Source organism: Kribbella sp. NBC_01505, from assembly GCF_045040285.1.
Taxonomy (GTDB): Bacteria; Actinomycetota; Actinomycetes; order Propionibacteriales; family Kribbellaceae; genus Kribbella.
This window is the reverse complement of record NZ_CP109425.1, coordinates 8745453-8762033: the sequence shown is the minus strand read 5'-3', so window position 1 is coordinate 8762033 and position 16581 is coordinate 8745453. Positions and strand designations below refer to the sequence as shown.

Genomic DNA, 16581 nt, shown 5'->3' with positions numbered 1-16581 from the left:
TCGCTGCCGTCTTCAGCGTCAGCGCTGCGGTTACCGCGGTTCGGCCCGCTGCGGCGACTATGGAGCAGCCGCTACCCGATGGAACGTACAAGCTCAACAGCTATCTGCGCGCATTCGTCCTCCAGGCTGGTGTTGCTGTCCCTGGCACTGTGAGCGCCTGGACCACGACCGAGCGCGAGTCCGTGTCGCCCGTGCCGGCCAACCAGCGTTGGCAGGTGTTCAAGGCTCCGACGGGCGTTTACATCTGCAGCCACAGCGTTGGCAGCGGTTTTTCGATCGGGTGTCTGGACGTCTTGCAAAGGTCGACCCAACCTCAGGCGCCGATCGTGGTCCGGGCGTTTGATGGAAGCAGCTCACAGCAGTGGACGCTCCAGCAGACATCAACCACCACGCCTGGGCCATGGAGACTCTTCACTGTGCTGAAGAACGTTCACAGCGGTCTGGTCATGGAGGCGCCGTCGGCGGAGCACGGGCTCGCACGGCAGATGCCCATGAGCAGCGCCAAGCGGCATGTCCAGGAATGGATTCCGACCGTCGTTCACTGACGGCCCGAACAGGCTGCTGGAAGATGGGCTGAATACTCGTGTATTCAGCCCATCTTCCGTTGCCTGCTGAGCTGAAGTGGCGGGCGATTTAGGTAGGCGTCGCCCATGCACCGTGCGTCGGCCTCGCGGCACAGTCGAGGAGCGTTGATCAAACCGCTCTTTCTGTCGCTGGAGGTTCTTGTGCCCACTCGTCGCAAACTGCTCGGTCTCGCCGCCGCGGGCGGTGTCGCCGCCATCGGTGTGTCGCCGCGGCCGGCTCTCGCCCGTCCGAAGCCGAGTCGGGGGAGTGTCGTGGTTCTCGGTGCGGGGCTTGCCGGGTTGGCTGCCGCACATCGGCTGGTAAGGCGCGGGTACGACGTCACCGTGCTGGAGGCGTCTGGCCGCCCCGGTGGCCGCGTTCACACCGTCCACTCGCCGTTCCGTGGCACGGGATACGCGGAGCTGGGAGCTGTTCGGATCCCCGACGTGCATCAGCACACGATGTCGTACGTGCACGAGTTCGGCCTCGCCGGCAAGCTTTTCGAGTACGACGAGCCCGAGAATCGTCTGTGGGTGCTGGACGGACACCGTTTCGCTACGCCGCCGAGCGGGCAGGACTGGCCGTTGCCGCTGATGTCCCCGCAGGAGCGCGAGGACCCGGCCGCCGCGTACTCGACGTACCTGAGTCCCGCGGTTGAGCGCGCCGGCGATGCGGCCTCGCCGCAGTGGCCGAACAGTGGCGGGGATCTCGCCCTCGACAACGACGACTGGGGTTCGTATCCGCGGCGCCAGGGAGCGACACGGGCGTGGAACCGTTTCAGCATCGCGGATGGCGGCAACGCGCTGGGCTACAGCATGCTCGCGATCGCCGGCGACGAGGCGGCGAACACGGGATGGAACAAGACCTACGGCATCCGCGGCGGTAACGACCAGTTGCCGACCGCAATGGCAGCGACCCTGCGCACACAGATCCGGTACGGCGCTCGCGTCTGCCGCATCGAGCGTCGTACCGATCGGGTCGAGGTGGACTACCGCGACGATCGAGGCCGATACCGTCAGATCGTCGCCGACCATTGTGTGTGCACGATTCCCTTCCCTGTACTGCGCAAGCTGGAGCTGCACGGTTTCAGCCCGTGGAAGAAGGATGCGGTTCGGTCGTACGATCTCTACCCGGCGGCGCGCGCGTACCTGCAGACGAGTTCGCAGTTCTGGAAGCACGACGAGGTCGGCAAGCTCGGCGGGCTGCGGATGGTGGGTACCGACACCGTCATCGAACGGATGTGGAACACCAGCCTCGCGATGGGTGGCGGGAACGGTCGCGGCATGCTGCAGGCATATATGTGGGGCGACAATGCGCTCGCCCTCGGGTCGGTGCCGTGCCATCGCAGGCTCGACTGGATCATCGGGCGGGTCGCGAAGCTTCTTCCTGGTATCGAGAAGGAGGTCGTCGGCAGCTATGTGAAGGTCTGGCAAGAAGATCCTCTCGCAGGAGGTGGTTTCGGGATCCTTCGCCCAGGGCAGCTGCACGGGACGTTCCAAGACGCTCGCAGGCCCGATGGACGCGTGCACTTCGCAGGTGAACACACGTCGGTGTCTTCAGGCTGGATGACCGGTGCCCTGGCTTCAGGTGAACGCGCCGCCGACGAGATCAGCACCTGAGCGCGGTCATGGTCAGCGCACATGCGCCATCGTCGTCAACGCGGCGCGGTTCACGAGCACCCGGCCCGCACAGTTCTCTTCCAGAACGAGCATCTGCCACTGATGGAGGCCTACCGCGACGAAGGTCCGACGTACCCGATCGACGTCGTGCCGGAGTTCGCCGAGATCACCTATCTGGAGTACTGCGGACCGCGCGATGACTCCGTCAGTGCCTGTCCACCGTCGCTGCTGCCCGTTGGCTACGTGGAGCGGCGGAACTGACGGTTCCGTCAGATGCGAGCGACGGCCCACTCGTCGTCTGACCGTACGGGCCGCGGTCGTTTTGGGAAGTAGAGGGGCCGACCGTCGTAGGTCAGTTGGAGATAGCCGTCGGCTCGGACGGTGGACGTGACCCTGGCGGAGTCCAGGCCGGAGAGTTCGAGGGCGGGTCCCTTGGTCACTGCAGGCTGCCAGTCCGCGGCACAGGCATCGAAGCAGCGGACCTCGGCGGGGCTATGGCCGTCACCGCGGTAGGTGTAGGCCGGCTGGCCGTCGACCAGGAGAATCGCGGTCTTGCGACCGGACAGATCAACCTGGCCGGCGGCCAGAGCGAACGATCGAGGAGTCACCTGCTCGACCGGACGGTAGGCGGAGGACGTGGGTGTGGGCGACCGCACCGGAATCGTTGCCTGTGACAGCGTCGGTGCCCCGGCCAAACCTGATGCGCTCGGCTCAGCTGCGCATCCTGCCGCGAGGGTGGAGAGTGCTGCCGTCGCCAACAGACCTTGCCATGCTTGGCGACTGGGATTCCGCAGTGCTGTCACATGCAGCGTTACGTTCTGACGGGCCGTGGTGGATCGGTGACAGACACACCACGAACTCGCCCAGCGTCTCCGGTTTCGCTGCGCGAGAAGCCCGAGAACCGATAGATCGCTGAGAGTCGTAGTAATGAATTGGATCCCAGGTCGGGTTGCCCACAGTAGGAGCTGAATGGTGTCAGGATCGGTGGCCGGCGAGATTGTCGACGAGAATCGGCGACGGCTCAGCCGCGAGGAGTCTGTTGCCTTGCTCTCGCGTCCGCTGGTGGGTGTCTTCTCGTCTCTCAGCGCTGGGGCTGGATTCATTCGGTTCCGGTGCACTTCCGCTACGTCGAGGATGAGATCCGGGTTCTCGTGGGCATTGACGCGGTGAAGACCCGCAATGTGATGCAGACCAAGCAGGCGACGTTGTGCGTTGAGGTCACCGAAGGTCCGGTCCGTTCCTTCGTCAGCGTGTCGGGATCGGTAGTGCTGCGCCAGCCTCCGCTGACGGCGGATCTGGTCGCGCTGGATCAGCGCTATTCGCGGACCGATTTCGCCTCTGATTGGGACGAAGCCTCAGCGGCGGCTGCGGCGATGCTGTCGCTGCGACCGCAACGATGGATCGCCTGGGCGGATTGGGACTGATGGCTGGGACGAGGGGCTGAGGATGATCGATTTGCGGGTATTCGCGAGGCTCAGGGACATGTTCGGGCCTGGGCATCTCAGCGATGTCGAGTACGACGCCAACTCGCCGACGACCGCGGGCCTGTATCGGTACCGGACCTCGACGGAGTCGCACTTCGTGAAGGTCATCAACTCGTACCGGCGGTGGCCGATGATCGAGTTCATCGCTGAGGGGTTCCGTCGGATGGCCTTGGAAACCGACCTGTGGCGCTACGAGGCCGACGCCCACCTCAGTGACCTCCGCAGCTCGCTGCCGCGTGGCTTGCGGCTGCCGGAGCTGCACAGCGTCGAGATGCTCGACGACGACCATCTTCTGCTCGTGGTTGAGGACGTACAGATCGTCGACTTTCCCTGGGACGCCGATCGCTACGGCCACGCTGCTGAACTCCTTGGCCGGTTGGCGGCCCGGATCACCCGCGACGACGTCCTCCCGGCGACCGCCTTCCGTACGCCGGGACGCATGACCCCGCTGATGTATGAGGGTTTCGTCAAGGGAGTCGCGATTCCGGCCGTCCTCGATCCGACGGCGTGGGCGCACCCGTTGCTCGCCGGCACCACCGATCTCCACGAGGATCTGCTGACGCTCATTGCCAAGATCCCAGCACTACTTGACGATCTGATCCAGCGCCCGCAGCTGATGGGTCACGGCGACGCTTGCCCGCAGAATCTCTTGGTCGATTCTCCTGACACCTTTGTCGGGATCGACTGGACCCCGAGCGGCCTGGTCGCGGCCGGGGATGATCTCGGCCAGCTACTGATCGGCCGGGCGCACTCGGGGGAACTCGATGTGGCCGGGGTCGCCAACCTGCGCGAGCTGGTGATCGGCCGGTACCACGCGGGCCTGGTCGCCGAAGGACGCTCCGATATCACCGCGGACGACGTACGGGCCGGGATGGACGGAGCACTGGTGATCCGGAGCGCGTTCCTGTCCCTCCCAGTCGACCGACTCACCGAGCCGGTCACGCCCGAGCTGACACAGTTCGTCATCGGCCGGATCGCCCTGACCCGGTACCTGGTCGGGCTCGGGACCGCCAGCCTGACTGCGTAATCGAACGGTTCGTTCGCGGAAGAGGAGGTCAATTGATGCCTTGGCGCAGAACCCAACGGTCGGACGAGGCCGAGCTGAGTTCGGACGAGAAGACCCGCCTGAGCCGGCGCCAGTTTGCGGATGCCGATCAAGAGCTGGCCGGGCTTGATACAGGCTCCCCTGAGGACGCTGTGCGTGAACTCGGCGGGCGGTTCGGCAACGCAGCCGTGGCCAGCGCGCTCAGGGCACGCGAACAGGTCCAGGCGGTTACGGGGTTCGATCTGTCCGGCGCGGATGTCCACGTCGGTAGCGACCTACCGGCGCGCGTCGGCGTCGACGGCCTGACTGTTGGCAATGACGTCCACCTCGCCCCAGGCGTCTCACCGGAAAGCGAGCACGGCCGTCACGTGCTCGCGCACGAGTACGCCCACGTCGTACAACAGGCGACCGGTTCCGATGTGCGGCACGGTAGACAGTTCGAAGCCGACGCGGAACGGGTTGCGCATGAGCAGTCGGCCGATCAGCAGACCGCACTGGCTCCGCTGCCGTCACCGCGCAGTGCCGCCGTCCAGCTCTTCGACCCGCGCTACCACCGAACGTCGGTCGTCCAGGGGCTAGACCATTCAGGCTTCACCCCGGATGAGATAGGACGGATCTACGCAGCGAACTGGGAGCGCGACCTCTCCCAGGTCCCGCCGCAACTAGGTGCGGTGATCCTCACGTGGAAGTCGGTCAAGCTTGCAGCCTACGAACAGCGCCTGACCGCCGGCGAAATCTCGGCATTTCAGGGTGCGTGCCAGAGCGTTCTCGACGGGGCGCTGGCCAATCCCTTCGGATACTTCGACGCGCATTCGTACGGCGGTTACCAGTTCTATGAGCACATGGACAACCCCGGTAAGGCTGAGATCCCGCGACTCAGCTTGGTGGTGGGCAAGCAGAACCACAGCGGACTGCCCGATCACATCTACGTCACTCGTGAGTACATCAAGGAGATGCTGTTCGAGGCATCGGCCCTTTCCCATCCCGATCTCGGTGGTCAATCGGCTGCCGTTGCCAACAACTCGGCGATGATGCGAAGGATGCTCGGAGCAGACCCGGCCGAGGTCATGTCCGGCGGCTTGCCGACCACAGCGATCGCCGCCGAGACCTCTCTTGAGGCCCGGGCCGCCACTCCGGCAGCTCCGGGCGGCGGTGCGGCACTCGATCCACGGGTCTATGACCTGATAGGTCGCGCCTCGCATGCGCTGGAGGACTTCTGGTCCCACTCGAACTTCGTCGAGATCGCGATCGGTGATCCCGAGTTCCAGCTGGAGGGCCTGACAACAGCGACCTTCGGCGACGACGACAAGACCCATGCTCTGGCGCACAAGGTCCGAGCCATGGCTGACGAGATCGATGCGGAGATGCCGCTGATCGATCGGATGACGCAGCGCAGAGTCAACGACGTCGCGCCGTCGGAGGTTCATGTCGGGGACGAGGATCCGGTGCGTCACGAGGATGACTTCACTGACCGAGTCCGGTCGGACGCGGCTGTCCCGTTCATTGCTGCGTCTCTGCCGGGCAATGTGTTCGCGGGTGCTGTCCGTGGATATGAACGAGGCAGCCGAGCAGGTGTTCTGAGAGGCGTCCAGGGTGCTGTGGAAGGTGCGGCCCTCGGTGGCGCGTTGAGCGTCGTCGGCAGCCGTTCTGGCGTCTTTGCGCTGCGGCAGCTCGCCGAGTTCATGGATGAGTCGACCAACAAGAAGCAAGAGGAGAAAGGCGACTTCAAGGCACATGGTCTGCTCGCGAAGGATCAGCCGGGGCATGACGACGATGCCGCGGGTGCGTTGAAGACCGCGAAGTTCGAGTTGGCGCACGCGTTGTCGGTTGCTGCTGACCGGATGGTCACCGCACGGTTGAAGGCTGTGGCAGAAGCTCCGGACGGCGCTGCCGCGGATTCCCTGCTACAGCAGATCTTCGCCGACCTGGATCGCCTGATAGCGGCGCCGAACCCAGGACATCCCTTGTGGTCGATCGTCGAAGCACACCGGGCCTCAGCCGAGAACGCCTTGAACACCGCGATCTGGACGAAACCGCTCAGCTGAGTCGCGATCCGGTCAGGGCTGGGTTCGGCGGGTTGCCAGGGACCCCGCGCATCCGGCGTAGGCGAGGAGTTGAAGGACGTACGCTCCGGTGACGAGCGGCTTGACGGCCGTCGCCGTACCGAGGAACTGCAGAATGGGCCAGGCTATGAGCAGGGCACCGATCCACACCGAGGCCACCCGCCGCCGAATCACCTGGATGCCCAGGACAACGAGGCCGGCCAACTGCAGCAGGAGACCGCCAAACAGGCTGATGGTCATCGGTGCGGATCCAAAGAAGCCGTCGACAGCAGCAATGTCGTTCGCCTCGGCCGCCTGGACGAGGACCACATCGCCGGCCAGCGGTGGTACCTGTAGCAGGCATCCCAGGAACAGCAGTCCAGTACCGACAGCAACGGCGGTGCGAGTCTGCGAGCCGAGCGCCTTTCCGACAAAGAGCCCTGCAGGGATCAGAAGCAGAATGCCCAGATCGACCCAGAGCCCCAGCCTGGCGGCTGGAAGGTGCTGTCTCATCGTCTCCAAGGTGGCATCCGTCGGCTGTCCGGGCAGTACTGGCCAAACGATGGACGACACCAGCTGTGCAAGTGCGCCCCCGACCAACGTGATCACGCCGGCGACAACCACCAATCTCATGTCCCCAACATTCCTGTTGGAGCTACCTGCCGCAGCGCGGCCCTTCGAAGCAATTTGATTCATGGGAGTGACTACGGAAGCGCACAGAAACCCGGATCCCGAGGCCGACTTCGGAGTTGGGTGATCCGTTCAGAGATTGGCGGCCGTATTCATGACAACTCCTTCGTGTGGGTGCGTCTGGCGCTGTACGACGGAGACCATGGATCGTGCCCGCCGTGATTTTCTCCCCCCACCACGGCTGTGAGCTGATCCGATGGGCGTCCGCCACCCGGTCCCACCGATTCCGGGCCGGGTGGCGGACGCAGCAGGGCAGATGCCCGAAAGGGCGGTGGTGGTTCATCCCCGGTTGCCCGATCGGACGGCGAGATCGGAGCCGACGCCGACCATCCTGCGGAGATGATTCCGGAGATCGACGCGGCCCTGAGTGGGCTACTCACTCGTGATGTTCTCGGCAGTTCGCAGGTGTCGGTGACCCTGGATCCGCCGACGAAGGAGTGGGCCGCGCATCGCTCCGGACCGACGATGAATGTGTTCCTCTACGACATCCGCGAGGACATGCGCCGTCGTGGCGCCGGCATGCAGGCCGCGTTCGACGAACGCGGGCGGCCTACGTCGCGGCGACCGCTGCCGCGAGTCTTCAGATTCTCTTATCTGATTACCGCTTGGACGCAGCGACCCGAGGATGAACACCGGTTGCTGTCGACCGCGTTGCGGACACTCCTGCGATACGACGTACTCCCAGCGGACCTGCTTCCCGACGGGCCCCCGGTCAGCCTGACAGTTGGTCTACCTCCTGGTGAGGATCGCTCGTTCGCCGATGTCTGGTCAGCCCTTGGTGGCGAGATGCGGGCCTCGATCGATGTCGTGCTCAGTACCGCGTACGAGACCGGCGTACCGGAGCCTGTCGACACCTTGGTGACCGGTCCGATCCAGGTCGACACCGGATTCCTCGGTGAGGATGCCGTCGGCAACGGTCACGCATCGGTCCGGTAGGGGACATTCGGGCAGCACCATGGTGCACCGGACATTCCCGGTGCTGCGGCCGGTCGGCCATGGTTGCCCACGGCATCGGATCGGCAAGCTGGCACGGCTCAGTAGCGAAGCCGAAGGAGAATCATGCCGACGTACCTGTCGCCCGGTGTCTACGTCGAGGAGGTGGAGGCGGGCTCGCGGCCCATCGAGGGAGTGGGGACGTCGACCGCCGCCTTCGTCGGATTCGCCGCCAAGGGACCCGTCAACACCCCGACCCTGGTCACCAACTGGACCCAGTTCACGCAGGTCTTCGGCGATTTCGTCGAAGGCTCGTACCTGGCACATGCGGTCTACGGGTATATGACCAACGGAGGCTCGGCCTGCTACGTCGTCCGGATCGGGAGCGGCGGTGACAACAAGAGCGTCGGCCAGCGCAGCAAGCAGGTCAGCGCGCCGGCCGAGACCACACTCGGCAGCTACCGGGTCACGGCGATCGGCCGCGGTGCGGCAGCCGGTGAGCTGTCTGTGCAGATTGCTGACAGTACGGCGGCGGAGGCCCCCGAAGGTGCGGTGAAGCTGATCGTCGAGTCTGCGGGGAAGCCTGCCGAGGAGTTCGACCCGGTGGTCTTCGACGGGGCCGGACCGATCAATGTCGCGACTGTCGTGAACGCGAAGTCGAAGCTGATCCGGCTGGAGGAGCAGCAGACAAGCTCCCAGGCTCTGGCCAAGATCGAGAAGGGTGTCAAGGAGCTTGAGGTTCCGGCTCCCTCGTCACCTGCGCAGGCCGGCACGGTCGGGGCGGAGGACTACGTCGGCGACGCCGCACAGCGCACCGGGTTCTCCGGGCTGGAGGCGATCGATGACATCACGATGGTCGCGGTACCGGACCTGATGAGTGCTTACCAGCAAGGCGCGATCGACCTCGAGACCGTGCAGGCGGTGCAGACCGCGGTGATCAACCATTGCGAGTTGATGGGTGATCGGATGGCGATCCTCGACCCGCCGCCGGGGCTGAACGCCCAGCAGATCAAGAGCTGGCGGATGGAGACCACCGGGTACGACTCGAAGTACGCGACCTTGTACTGGCCCTGGGCGAAGGTGCACGATCCCGCGACCGGGCGGAATCTGCAGGTGCCGCCGTCCGGGCATGTCGCCGGTGTCTGGGCCCGGACCGACCAGGAGCGCGGTGTCCACAAGGCCCCGGCCAACGAGGTACTGCGGGGTGCGATCGATCTTGAGACGACGATCACCAAGGCCGAGCACGATCTGCTGAACCCGGTCGGCGTCAACTGCATCCGCGCATTCCCCGGCCGCGGGATCCGGATCTGGGGTGCGCGCACGTTGTCGTCGGACCCGGCGTGGCGGTACGTGAACGTCCGCCGGTTGTTCAACTACCTCGAGGAATCCGTGCTGCAAGGCACGCAGTGGGTTGTCTTCGAGCCGAACGACGACGCGCTGTGGGCCCGGATCCGCCGAACCATCAATGCGTTCCTCGTCAACGAGTGGCGCAAGGGCGCGCTGTTCGGGCTCACCCCGGACGAGGCGTTCTACGTGAAATGCGACCGGGAGACCAACCCGGCCGAGGCGATCGATGCGGGCCAGGTCACCTGCCAGGTGGGGATCGCGCCGGTCAAGCCGGCCGAGTTCGTGGTCTTCCAGCTGTCGCAGATCTCCGGCGGCACCAGCCTCGTCAACGAGTGATCACCCGAGCGGAAAGGTACTGACACACCATGCCACCCCTTGCGGACGCCATGGACATGGCCACCGCGTATGCGTTCAGTGTCGCCATCGACGGCGTACAGATCCCGTACGTCACCGAGGTCACCGGTCTGAAGACCGAGGTCGACATGGTGACCTACCAGGAGCAGACCCAGGACGGGAAGTACGTCGCCCGTCAGGTGATGGGTCGCCCGAAGCCGGGACAGTTCACCGTGACCCGCGGCCTGACCGAGTCCACCACGGTCACCGACTGGCTGAAGTCCGTCATGCAAGGCGACCTGAAGGGCGCCCGGAAGACTGCCGAGGTCTGCGTCTACACCTCGGACGGTCAGCAGCTGAAGAGGATGAACTTCCGCGGTGTCTGGATCAAGGACATCGAGATCGGCTCGTCGTTGAAGGCCGGCTCGACCGATCCGCTGACCGAGAAGTTCACCGTGTGCTGGGACGAGATGGAGTACGCCTGATGCGCCGCACTGTCGCCCGGCCGGTCGGTGAGGCCGAGCAGCCGGTGCCTGGTGAGACAGCGGCACCGGCGCTGCGCACGGAGTTCGACTTCGTGCTTCCGCGCGGCTTCTTGGATGCGGACGGCGTCATGCACCGGGAAGGGAGCATGCGGCTGGCGACAGCGCGCGACGAACTCCTGCCGTTGTACGACGCTCGGGTCCAGGACAACGCGGCGTTCACGACCGTTGTGCTGCTGGCGCGGGTGATCACCCGGCTCGGGTCGGTGGCGCGGATCGACGCGCAGGTCGTGGAGAACATGTTCGCCGCCGATGTCGCGTACCTGCAGGATCTCTACCGCCGGATCAACACCGAGGGGCACACCCGCGCCGGTGTCAGCTGCCCGTCGTGCGGCCACGGCTTCACTGTCGATGTCGCCGGTGGCCGCCTGGGGGAATCGTGACGTACGCGGCCGCCCGGTTGCACGAAGAGGTCGCGTACGTCGCCTATCACTTCCACTGGCCCTTCGACGACATCCTCGACCTGGAACACCCGCTCCGCCGCCGCTACGTGACCGAGATCGCGCGGATCAACGAGCGCATGACCGAAGGCGTCTGAATGCCGGTCTCACCTGCTCACCTGCGTGGCCTCGCGGCTCCCGTCGTCGACGGTGACCCGGGGCCGTCGGGCGTGCCGCCGTTGCCGTCGACCGTCGGCACGATGCCCCGTGCTCTCGGCGACCCCGGCGACTGGATCGGCAGCTGGAAGTCCCCAGGCCTGATGAGCGGACCGCGTCCGATCGTGTCGCCGGACATGCCGACCTCGCTGGCGGGCTCCGATCTGCTCGGCGCACCCGCAGAGCGCTCGGAGTCCGGTGGGCTGCCACTGGCCCGTGCTGCCCGTACGTCGCGTGCCCAACCCGTCACGTGGTCCGACGAGCACGCAGTGGGCGCGGCAGGTGCAAGTCACGAACCCGCTGGTGAGGCAGGTGCACTTGGCGCCGCGCGACCGAATTGGCGTCAGCGTCTTCGCCGTCGCCTGGGCGGGCGGCGGGCTGATCCAACCTCGCTCGTTGCTGGTGCAGAATCGTCCGCTCCGACCGCCGAGGCGTCTGCGGCGTCGGCCGGCGATCGCGTTGTCCGGATGGGACATCTGCCGGCCTTCCCGGGCGTCGGAGCGGCCTCGCTCGCTGCCCTGCGCACCGGGCAGACGCCGCAGCCGCTGAGCTCCGACCGCGCCGCGTCGCCGTCGGCCGAGCCGACTCGATCAGCGCCTGAGCCAGCCTCCGCTCTCTCCTCGCTTCCGGCGACTGCTCCTACTTCTCTTCCCGCGGCTGAGTCAGCGAGTGCTCCCACGCTTCGACCGACTTTCGCGCCTGCCGCCGACGATCCCTCTCAGACCGACGCCGCTCTCAGTGCGGATGCTGCGACCGCGGATGTCGCCGGTACTTCGCTGGACGCGGACACCGTCGGCACGGAGGGCGCCGCGACTGCGGCGGTTGCCGGCCTCGGCCAGCTGACGGACTCTGGCACCCCCGCCGCCGCGAGTGTCGCTGGCGAGGCGAGGGGCGACGGGGAGTCCGTGCCTCAGGCCGAGCTCTCGACGCAGATCGATCCCAGGGGCCCGCTCGATATCCCGACCCAGCTTGATGCGGTCCGTGCGGACCGCGGATCAGTGTCGCCGGACCTAGGTCTCCCCATCGGTCCGCCGCCGGACCAGCTGGACCTTGCGATCCGAGCCGAGCTCCCTCTTGCACCCGACCTGGTGAGCCGGTCCGGGACCACGCGCGAGCCCGAGCTTGTCCCGGACGCCGACGAGGCCGAGGCCGCCAGCCAGCCGGAGAACGGTCGGCCCAGTGCAGACGAGCCATTCGGCCCAACGGGCTCCTGGCCGGTAGCGCAGCCGCCGCTGGCACTGGAGCGGCCACTCAATCGACGCCCGGTCCGCGACGCTCCGGTCCGCGACGCCCCGGCCCCTGAAGCACCGGGCTTTGAGCCACCGGGATCCGGGCCGGCCCCCATCCTTGAAGCCCCACAGGCCTTGCCATTCCGCAGCGCCCCAGATCTGCCGCCGACCACGACACCCACAAACAGTCCATCACCGGAACCATCCGCTGACGCATCAGCCGCCTCCGCGGACGTGATCAGCCTCAGCGGCTACCGATCTCGCCGTACTCCGGCAGCCGAGCCCAGCGGTCCTTCGGAGAGCTCATCGGCTTTGCCGCTCGCAGTTGGCATCCCGCCGATCGCCCGGACCGCCATCGCAGGTCACCGGGCGGCCTTGGCCGCGACGGACGGCCTCCCGCTGGCTGTTGGATTCGGCGCGCTCCCGCAAACAGCGCCCGCTCCGCTTCCGGAGATCCGCCCGATCGAAGCCAGGGCTCTCGCCATCGTCCCGCAGCGCATGAGGAAGCCGGCCACAAGTTCCCCTGAACAATCCACGGAGGTGCCCCGGATGGCTCAATCGGACTCGGCGATGCCCGTTGTCCCGGCCGGAGTCGGCCGGTCGACCTCGGCCCTTTCGGATGCGCCAGACGCCAGTACGACGGCATCGGCAGCACCGGTCCAGTCCGTGCCCGACCAGATCAGCGGCCCGGCGGCCGCCGTACCGGCGATGGCAAGCGCAGCGGCAGCCGCCGCCGTACCGGGTGCAGGCCTGGATGCGGCGGCGCTGGATGCGTTGGCCCGGCAGTTGTACGAGCCGCTGGTACGCCGGTTGCGCGCGGAACTGCGGCTGGATCGCGAGCGCGAGGGCACGCTGATGGACCGGCCGTGGTGACGCGATGACGGTGGAGCAGGTACCGGCGTTCGGCGTTCGGTTCCGCGTGCAGATCGACGACGTCGAACTCGGTTTGTTCACGAGTTGCGAAGGGCTGGGAGTCCAGGTGGTGATGGAGCAGCGGCAGGAGGGCGGGAACAACGGCCTGGTCTGGCAACTGCCGTCGCGAGTCACGTACCCAACGATCAAGCTCACCCGCCCGCTGACCCGCGACACCGAACGGGTAGCGCGCTGGATCGGTGGCCTCGCGACCGGCGTCCGTCGATGCACCGGTCAGATCACCGCGATGTCGACCGACGGAACCGAGGTGGCGAAGTGGAGCCTGCTCGACGTCGTCCCGGTGCGCTGGACCGGACCGTCGATCGCGCCGAACACCAACGCCGTACTGACCGAGACCGTCGAGATCGCCCACCACGGCTTTCTCGCCGCGAACTGAGGGGGGAGAGATGTCGAGAGCGCAGCTCGGCGGTTCGCTGGCGAAGGCGTACCTGGCAGTGCACGAGGCGATGGCGGCTGCCGGTGCGGGCGCCAAGGTGGGTGCCGAGACCGGACGGATCGAGTTCCAGTTCAATCCGAACGAGTTGACGATCGCCAAGGCTGCGAGCTGGAAGTCGGAGCCGGCGCGTGGTGCGAAGAAGGCCGGCCCGCCGGAGTTCCAGGGAGCCGAGCCGGGGGAGTTGAGCCTGGAGATGTTCCTGGACTCGACCGCCACGATGGCCGACGACGTCGCGAAGATCGTGCAGCGGCTGATGGACTGTTGTGTGCCGACCGAGGGCAGTCTGGGCAAGAACAAACCGACTCCGCCACTCGTCGTCTTCCACTGGGGATCGCTGACGAGCTTTCCGGCGTACATCCAGCAGGTCTCGGCGAAGTACACGCTGTTCACGCCCGAAGGGACGCCGGTGCGGGCGGTGTGCACCGTCAAGCTCAAGGAGATGCCGACCGAACCGGCCAAGCAGAATCCGACCTCTGGTGGTCTACGTCCGCACCGGGTCCGGACGGTCCGGACCGGTGAGTCGCTGGCCACCGTCGCCTACCACGAGTACGGCGATGCCGCGTTGTGGCGGAAGCTTGCCCAGGTCAACGAAATCGACGACCCGCTCCGTATGCGTCCCGGAACGACACTGCTGTTGCCGTCCGCCGACGAGCTCGCGATGTGGTCGGCGGAGGCGGTCTGATGGCGGCACCGAGTATCAGCAGCGGTCTGCGCCTGAGCGTCGACGGAGCGCCGTTCCCGGAGGACTCTCTGCAGTTGCTGGCCGATGGCTTCGTCGATGACAACCTGCACCTGCCGGACATGTTCCTGCTCCGCTTCCGCGATCCGGACCGGCTGCTCCTGAGCCGCTGCGGCGTGCGGATCGGCAGCACGATCGTCGTGACCGCGCTGGCCGCCGACAGCGGGACGGCAGTGCCGTTGATGACCGGCGAAGTGACCGCGCTCGAGGCCGAGATCGACGGCAGTGGCACCTTCACGGTCATTCGCGGATTCGACGCCGGCCACCGGCTGCTGCGCGGTACGCGAACCGCCGGCTATCGTCAGGTCACGTACGCCGACATCGCGCGAACCGTTGCCAGTCGCAACGGTATTGCCGTGGACCGGATCGACCCGACTCCCACCGTGCACGAGACGGTGACCCAGGCGAACTGCTCGGACTGGGACTTCCTCCGCGGTCTGGCCGCCGAGGTCGGGTACGACGTGATTGTCGAGAAGGGCAAGCTGAGTTTCTGTGCGCCGACCGAGGCGGCGTCTCAGAGTGCTGGTGACAGTTCGCATTCGCATGTCCTCGAACTCGGCGCTGATCTGCGTCGCCTCCGGGTTTCGGTGACAGCTGGTGGTCAGGTGCCTGAGGTTGAGGTGCGTGGTTGGGACGACCAGACCCAGCGGGCGGTGGTGGCTCGTCGTCCGGCGGAGACCGCGGGCGCGCGGATCGGCGTACAGCCTGCCGATTTGGCACGACAGTTCTCCGCACCAACCTTGGTGACGCCGCACCCCTCGCATCACTTGCAATCGAGTGTCGACCAAGCGGCGACCGCCCTGGCCGATCGGCTGGCCGGCACGTTTGCCGAACTGGAAGGTGTTGCCCGCGGCAACGCGGCCCTTCAGGCAGGGCATGCGGTCACGATCGCCAACCTAGGGACGCCGTTCGACGGTAGCTACGTGCTGACCCGGGCCCGCCATGTCTTCCGGGCCGATGCAGGCTATTCGACCGAGATCACCGTGTCCGGAAAGCAGCAGCGATCCCTGCTGGGGTTGGTGACCGGCGCGATGGGTGCTAGCAGCAACGGTGGTTTGGCGACGGCCGTCGTCGATGACGTCCGGGATCCGGAGCAGCTAGGGCGGGTCCGGTTGCGACTGCCCTGGCTGGATGACACGTTCACCACGCCTTGGGCGAGGGTCGCGCAGAGTGGTGCGGGACCCGATCGCGGGGCAGTCGTCGTACCGGAGTCCGGTGACGAAGTGCTGGTCGGGTTCGCGCACGGCGACCTGTCGCGGCCGTTCGTGATCGGAGGCCTGTACAGCATGACGCGTAAGGCGACGCCCGGTGCGGTGCCGGATATCGACAGTGGCACGGGCGAAGTGACCCGGCGAGCGTTCGTCAGCCGCACGGGGCACCGGCTGGAGTTCCTGGACGGTAAGGATCCGGCCGGGATCCGGATGCGCTCGGCCGGTGACAAGTTGGTCGTCTCGCTCGACGCCGCGGCGACGACGCTGACCCTGCACAGCGATGGCAGGGTGCAGGTCTCTGCGAGCTCCGGCGTTTCGATCGACGCCGGCAGCGGTGGTGTGACGGTTGATGGTGGGCAACGGATCGAGCTGCGGGCCAAGGCCGGTCTCACGTTGGACGGCGGATCGGGGGACGTCGTTGTCAAGGGAAGCAAAGTCGACGTATCCGGGACGACCGAGACGACGATCAGCGCGCCCAACGTCGCTCTGGCCGGTCAAAGCCAGTGCAGCATCCAGGCTCCGATGGTCCGGATCAACTGATGCCACCAGCGGCGCGGGTTGGCGACCCGACAGCACATCCTGGGCTACTGGCCGGCCCAGGGGTCGTCACGGTGCTGATCGAGGGCAGGCCTGCCGCGACTGTCGGGACCCTGCACACCTGCATGTTCCCGCCTCCGGGCGGCCCACATCCGCCGAGCCCGGTGCTACCGCCAGGCTGTCCGACCGTGCTGATCGGCGGTCAGCCGGCCGCCCGGATCGGCGACTTGTCGGCGTGCGGCGCACCGATCCTGGCTGGCGCCGTCAGCGTACTGATCGGCGGCTGAATTCGATGACGTGT

The 16581-nt window shown here is 66.6% G+C and carries 18 protein-coding genes; 16 read left to right on the top strand and 2 right to left on the bottom strand.

The features are described from left to right. Positions 1 to 59 precede the first annotated feature (59 nt). The 3 genes from OG474_RS41190 (at position 60) to OG474_RS41180 (ending at position 2444) form a co-directional block, all read left to right on the top strand. The gene (locus OG474_RS41190) at positions 60 to 545 is read left to right on the top strand and encodes an RICIN domain-containing protein (protein WP_405059096.1); all 486 of its coding nucleotides are present in this window, start codon (positions 60 to 62) and stop codon (positions 543 to 545) included. A gap of 180 nt (positions 546 to 725) precedes the next feature. After that, positions 726 to 2183, top strand: a complete 1458-nt coding sequence (locus OG474_RS41185; protein WP_405059095.1) for a flavin monoamine oxidase family protein — start codon at positions 726 to 728, stop codon at positions 2181 to 2183. Between the two features lie 21 nt (positions 2184 to 2204). Beyond that, positions 2205 to 2444: a phenolic acid decarboxylase gene (locus OG474_RS41180; RefSeq protein WP_405059094.1), complete on the top strand. Its 240-nt coding sequence runs from the start codon at positions 2205 to 2207 to the stop codon at positions 2442 to 2444. An 8-nt stretch (positions 2445 to 2452) separates the two neighbouring features. Here the strand turns inward: OG474_RS41180 and OG474_RS41175 are convergent, their stop codons facing one another. Beyond that, positions 2453 to 2791, bottom strand: a complete 339-nt coding sequence (locus OG474_RS41175; protein ID WP_405059093.1) for a hypothetical protein — start codon at positions 2789 to 2791, stop codon at positions 2453 to 2455. Positions 2792 to 3295: 504 nt separating this feature from the next. Between OG474_RS41175 and OG474_RS41170 the strand changes: the two genes are divergently transcribed. From OG474_RS41170 to OG474_RS41160, 3 genes are read left to right on the top strand one after another with little or no spacing between them, the layout of a single operon-like run. Continuing rightward, complete coding sequence (locus OG474_RS41170; RefSeq protein WP_405059092.1) at positions 3296 to 3607, top strand: hypothetical protein; 312 nt, start codon at positions 3296 to 3298, stop codon at positions 3605 to 3607. Positions 3608 to 3665: 58 nt separating this feature from the next. Next, positions 3666 to 4694 carry a phosphotransferase gene (locus OG474_RS41165; protein WP_405059091.1) on the top strand — a complete coding sequence of 343 codons (1029 nt, stop codon included), beginning with the start codon at positions 3666 to 3668 and terminating at the stop codon, positions 4692 to 4694. A gap of 35 nt (positions 4695 to 4729) precedes the next feature. Beyond that, entirely contained in the window at positions 4730 to 6757 is a 2028-nt protein-coding gene (locus OG474_RS41160; RefSeq protein WP_405059090.1) for a DUF4157 domain-containing protein, read from the top strand. A 12-nt stretch (positions 6758 to 6769) separates the two neighbouring features. Here OG474_RS41160 and OG474_RS41155 read toward each other — a convergent pair whose 3' ends face one another. Next, on the bottom strand, positions 6770 to 7387 hold the full coding sequence (locus OG474_RS41155) for a hypothetical protein (RefSeq protein ID WP_405059089.1): 618 nt from the start codon (positions 7385 to 7387) through the stop codon (positions 6770 to 6772). A 396-nt stretch (positions 7388 to 7783) separates the two neighbouring features. On the opposite strand from OG474_RS41155, the gene OG474_RS41150 reads away from it, so the two are divergent. The 10 genes from OG474_RS41150 (at position 7784) to OG474_RS41105 (ending at position 16567) form a co-directional block, all read left to right on the top strand. Beyond that, complete coding sequence (locus tag OG474_RS41150; RefSeq protein ID WP_405059088.1) at positions 7784 to 8380, top strand: DUF4255 domain-containing protein; 597 nt, start codon at positions 7784 to 7786, stop codon at positions 8378 to 8380. A gap of 123 nt (positions 8381 to 8503) precedes the next feature. Beyond that, a complete protein-coding gene (locus tag OG474_RS41145) occupies positions 8504 to 10060 on the top strand; it encodes a phage tail sheath family protein (protein WP_405059087.1) in 1557 nt (518 codons plus the stop codon). 29 nt (positions 10061 to 10089) lie between these two features. After that, complete coding sequence (locus tag OG474_RS41140; RefSeq protein WP_405059086.1) at positions 10090 to 10542, top strand: phage tail protein; 453 nt, start codon at positions 10090 to 10092, stop codon at positions 10540 to 10542. Continuing rightward, on the top strand, positions 10542 to 10982 hold the full coding sequence (locus OG474_RS41135; RefSeq protein WP_405059085.1) for a hypothetical protein: 441 nt from the start codon (positions 10542 to 10544) through the stop codon (positions 10980 to 10982). Before OG474_RS41140 ends, OG474_RS41135 begins: the two co-directional genes overlap by 1 nt. Beyond that, positions 10979 to 11137, top strand: a complete 159-nt coding sequence (locus OG474_RS41130) for a DUF6760 family protein (protein ID WP_405059084.1) — start codon at positions 10979 to 10981, stop codon at positions 11135 to 11137. Before OG474_RS41135 ends, OG474_RS41130 begins: the two co-directional genes overlap by 4 nt. A gap of 1836 nt (positions 11138 to 12973) precedes the next feature. Then, positions 12974 to 13297, top strand: coding sequence for a hypothetical protein (locus tag OG474_RS41125; protein ID WP_405059083.1), 324 nt, complete (start codon positions 12974 to 12976; stop codon positions 13295 to 13297). 4 nt (positions 13298 to 13301) lie between these two features. Further along, a complete protein-coding gene (locus OG474_RS41120) occupies positions 13302 to 13733 on the top strand; it encodes a phage tail protein (RefSeq protein WP_405059082.1) in 432 nt (143 codons plus the stop codon). 10 nt (positions 13734 to 13743) lie between these two features. Beyond that, positions 13744 to 14475: a peptidase M23 gene (locus OG474_RS41115; protein WP_405059081.1), complete on the top strand. Its 732-nt coding sequence runs from the start codon at positions 13744 to 13746 to the stop codon at positions 14473 to 14475. Continuing rightward, complete coding sequence (locus tag OG474_RS41110; RefSeq protein ID WP_405059080.1) at positions 14475 to 16283, top strand: VgrG-related protein; 1809 nt, start codon at positions 14475 to 14477, stop codon at positions 16281 to 16283. The genes OG474_RS41115 and OG474_RS41110 overlap by 1 nt, the downstream gene beginning before the upstream one ends. Continuing rightward, positions 16283 to 16567, top strand: coding sequence for a PAAR domain-containing protein (locus tag OG474_RS41105; protein ID WP_405059079.1), 285 nt, complete (start codon positions 16283 to 16285; stop codon positions 16565 to 16567). The genes OG474_RS41110 and OG474_RS41105 overlap by 1 nt, the downstream gene beginning before the upstream one ends. Positions 16568 to 16581: the final 14 nt, after the last annotated feature.

What these genes read in the sequence shown, in the direction of transcription:
- OG474_RS41150 (WP_405059088.1), top strand. Translation starts at nt 7,784, where the DNA reads ATGATTCCGGAGATCGACGCGGCCCTGAGTGGGCTACTCACTCGTGAT.
- OG474_RS41125 (WP_405059083.1), top strand. Translation starts at nt 12,974, where the DNA reads ATGGCTCAATCGGACTCGGCGATGCCCGTTGTCCCGGCCGGAGTCGGC.
- OG474_RS41160 (WP_405059090.1), top strand. Translation starts at nt 4,730, where the DNA reads ATGCCTTGGCGCAGAACCCAACGGTCGGACGAGGCCGAGCTGAGTTCG.
- OG474_RS41105 (WP_405059079.1), top strand. Translation starts at nt 16,283, where the DNA reads ATGCCACCAGCGGCGCGGGTTGGCGACCCGACAGCACATCCTGGGCTA.
- OG474_RS41155 (WP_405059089.1), bottom strand. Translation starts at nt 7,387, where the DNA reads ATGAGATTGGTGGTTGTCGCCGGCGTGATCACGTTGGTCGGGGGCGCA.
- OG474_RS41120 (WP_405059082.1), top strand. Translation starts at nt 13,302, where the DNA reads ATGACGGTGGAGCAGGTACCGGCGTTCGGCGTTCGGTTCCGCGTGCAG.
- OG474_RS41135 (WP_405059085.1), top strand. Translation starts at nt 10,542, where the DNA reads ATGCGCCGCACTGTCGCCCGGCCGGTCGGTGAGGCCGAGCAGCCGGTG.
- OG474_RS41145 (WP_405059087.1), top strand. Translation starts at nt 8,504, where the DNA reads ATGCCGACGTACCTGTCGCCCGGTGTCTACGTCGAGGAGGTGGAGGCG.
- OG474_RS41180 (WP_405059094.1), top strand. Translation starts at nt 2,205, where the DNA reads ATGCGCCATCGTCGTCAACGCGGCGCGGTTCACGAGCACCCGGCCCGC.
- OG474_RS41140 (WP_405059086.1), top strand. Translation starts at nt 10,090, where the DNA reads ATGCCACCCCTTGCGGACGCCATGGACATGGCCACCGCGTATGCGTTC.
- OG474_RS41190 (WP_405059096.1), top strand. Translation starts at nt 60, where the DNA reads ATGGAGCAGCCGCTACCCGATGGAACGTACAAGCTCAACAGCTATCTG.
- OG474_RS41110 (WP_405059080.1), top strand. Translation starts at nt 14,475, where the DNA reads ATGGCGGCACCGAGTATCAGCAGCGGTCTGCGCCTGAGCGTCGACGGA.
- OG474_RS41115 (WP_405059081.1), top strand. Translation starts at nt 13,744, where the DNA reads ATGTCGAGAGCGCAGCTCGGCGGTTCGCTGGCGAAGGCGTACCTGGCA.
- OG474_RS41165 (WP_405059091.1), top strand. Translation starts at nt 3,666, where the DNA reads ATGTTCGGGCCTGGGCATCTCAGCGATGTCGAGTACGACGCCAACTCG.